This window comes from Lachnoanaerobaculum sp. OBRC5-5 (genome assembly GCF_000296385.1).
Classification (GTDB): Bacteria; Bacillota; Clostridia; order Lachnospirales; family Lachnospiraceae; genus Lachnoanaerobaculum.
The window spans coordinates 1-2,198 of the sequence record NZ_JH815189.1 but is presented as its reverse complement, the minus strand read 5'-3'; the positions used below and the strand labels follow the sequence as shown (position 1 = coordinate 2,198).

1 protein-coding gene is annotated in these 2,198 nt (G+C 33.2%); it reads left to right on the top strand.

Translation table 11 applies throughout. The annotated features are described in order from the left end of the window. The first annotated feature begins 243 nt into the window (after positions 1-243). The gene (locus HMPREF1135_RS13490) at positions 244-2,019 is read left to right on the top strand and encodes an IS1634 family transposase (RefSeq protein ID WP_007594943.1); all 1,776 of its coding nucleotides are present in this window, start codon (positions 244-246) and stop codon (positions 2,017-2,019) included. Positions 2,020-2,198: the final 179 nt, after the last annotated feature.

The following is a 2,198-nucleotide window of genomic DNA, read 5'->3' as shown; positions in this document are numbered from 1 at the left end:
GATCAAAATCCAACAGCTATATACTGTACATTCTATCAAGTTATATTATTTTAAGCAATACAAGAATGATATTTCAACAAATTAAAAAGACACCCGGGAGTTTGACAGCTAACTACTCCCTCTATAAACCTCAAACCCTTATAAAGACTGGATTTCAGTCTTATTTTTTGTCAATTTATTCGTTATTTTATGTAGCTATTTGTAGCTATTTATAGTATAATATGAGCATGGAGGTTGAATGCTATGAAACTTACTGTAAGTAAATCAAAAAACTCTGCTACATTTTATGTTCAGAAATCTATACGCAAATCCAATGGTTCTGTCACTACAGTTACTATTGAAAAACTTGGAAATCTTGATATGGTTAAGACTAGAGCTAATGGAAAAGACCCTTACATTTGGGCTCAGGAATATGTTGATGAACTTAATCGTAAGGAATATGAGGAACAAAAAGAAATTTTAATAAAATGTTCTCCTTCAAAGCTCCTGAAACCTGATGAAAAACATTTGTTTAACTGTGGATATCTATTTCTTCAGAGTATTTACTATTCACTTAAGCTGGATAAAATCTGTTCTAAAATTTCAAAGAAGTATAGCTTTGAATATGATTTGAACGATATTTTATCTCGACTAATTTTTACTCGTATCCTTTATCCATCTTCTAAGTTGGCATCAAATCGTTCTTCCAAAATGTTTATTGAGCAGCCGACCTTTAATTTACATGATATATATCGTTCACTTTCTGTTTTATCTAAAGAAAGTGACTTTATTCAATCTGAGCTTTATAAAAATAGCCAAAGAATACTTCCTCGCAGGAATGACATTCTTTACTATGATTGCACAAACTATTACTTTGAAATCGAGCAGGAAGACGAACTTAGGAAATATGGAAAATCAAAACAACATCAACCACTACCTATTGTCGGAATGGGAATGTTTATGGATCATGACGGTATTCCTCTTGCTTTTGATATTTTCCCCGGAAATAAGAATGAGCAGCCAACACTAAAGCCTCTGGAACAAAAGGTAATCGATGATTATGGTATTGATAGTATTATTATCTGTACAGACGCAGGTCTGTCCTCAAATGCCAATAGAAAGTTTAACCACAAAACTTTATTTGGTGAAAAAATAAGAAGTTTTATAACAACACAATCTATAAAACAACTCCCAAAATATTTAAAGGAGTTTGCTCTAGACCCTGAAGGCTGGTCACTACAAGGTGAAACAGGATTATTTAATCTGAATAACCTTGATGAACAGACAGACTATAATAAAGTCTTTTATAAGGAAAGGTGGATTAAAGAAGATTTATCAGATAAAAAAGTCAAAGAAGGTAATAAAGCTCTAGAGCAACATCTTATAGTATCATTCTCCTTAAAGTACAAAAAATATCATCAGAAAATCAGGCAAAGCCAGATTGACCGTGCTAATAAGCTTATTGAAAAAGGGGAATATAAAAGAAATCAAAAAAATCAAAATGATCCACGCCGTTTTATTGCTACCGAAGCAATGACATCTTCAGGAGAAGTCTGTGACAGAGAAATCCCTTATATAGATTCGAACCTCATAGCTGAAGAGGAAAAATATGACGGTTTCTATGCCGTTTGTACTAATTTGGAGACAACAAGTGCCGAAGAAATAGTTCGTATAAACAAGAAGAGATGGGAAATCGAAGAATGTTTCAGAATCATGAAAACCGAGTTCAGTGCACGCCCCATTTATCTTCAAAGAGAGGATCGCATAAAGGCACACTTCATAACTTGTTTTGCTTCATTGGTAGTCTTTAGGATACTTGAGAAAAAACTTGGTGAACAATATACATGCGATGAGATTATTAACGTATTACGCTCTATGATGATGTATCGTCCGGGAGAAAAGTTAGGATATCTACCCGCTTATACAAGAACAGCCTTAACAGATGCACTTCATGAAGTATTCGGATTTCGTACCGATTACGAAATTTTAACCGATTTGAGTATGAAAAAAGTCTTTCGGGAAAGCAAAAAAAGTAGGTAGTTCTAGCTACACTTTTGTGAATTAAAAAAGGTCTGAAACCCTTGATATATATGGCTTTCAGACCTTTTAGCTGTCAAAGACAGGATATTATTTTAAGCAATACAAGAATGATATTTCAACAAATTAAAAAGACACCCTTTTTACGGGGTACCTTCTTAAGGATTTCTATATATAGGATT

What these genes read in the sequence shown, in the direction of transcription:
- HMPREF1135_RS13490 (WP_007594943.1), top strand. Translation starts at nt 244, where the DNA reads ATGAAACTTACTGTAAGTAAATCAAAAAACTCTGCTACATTTTATGTT.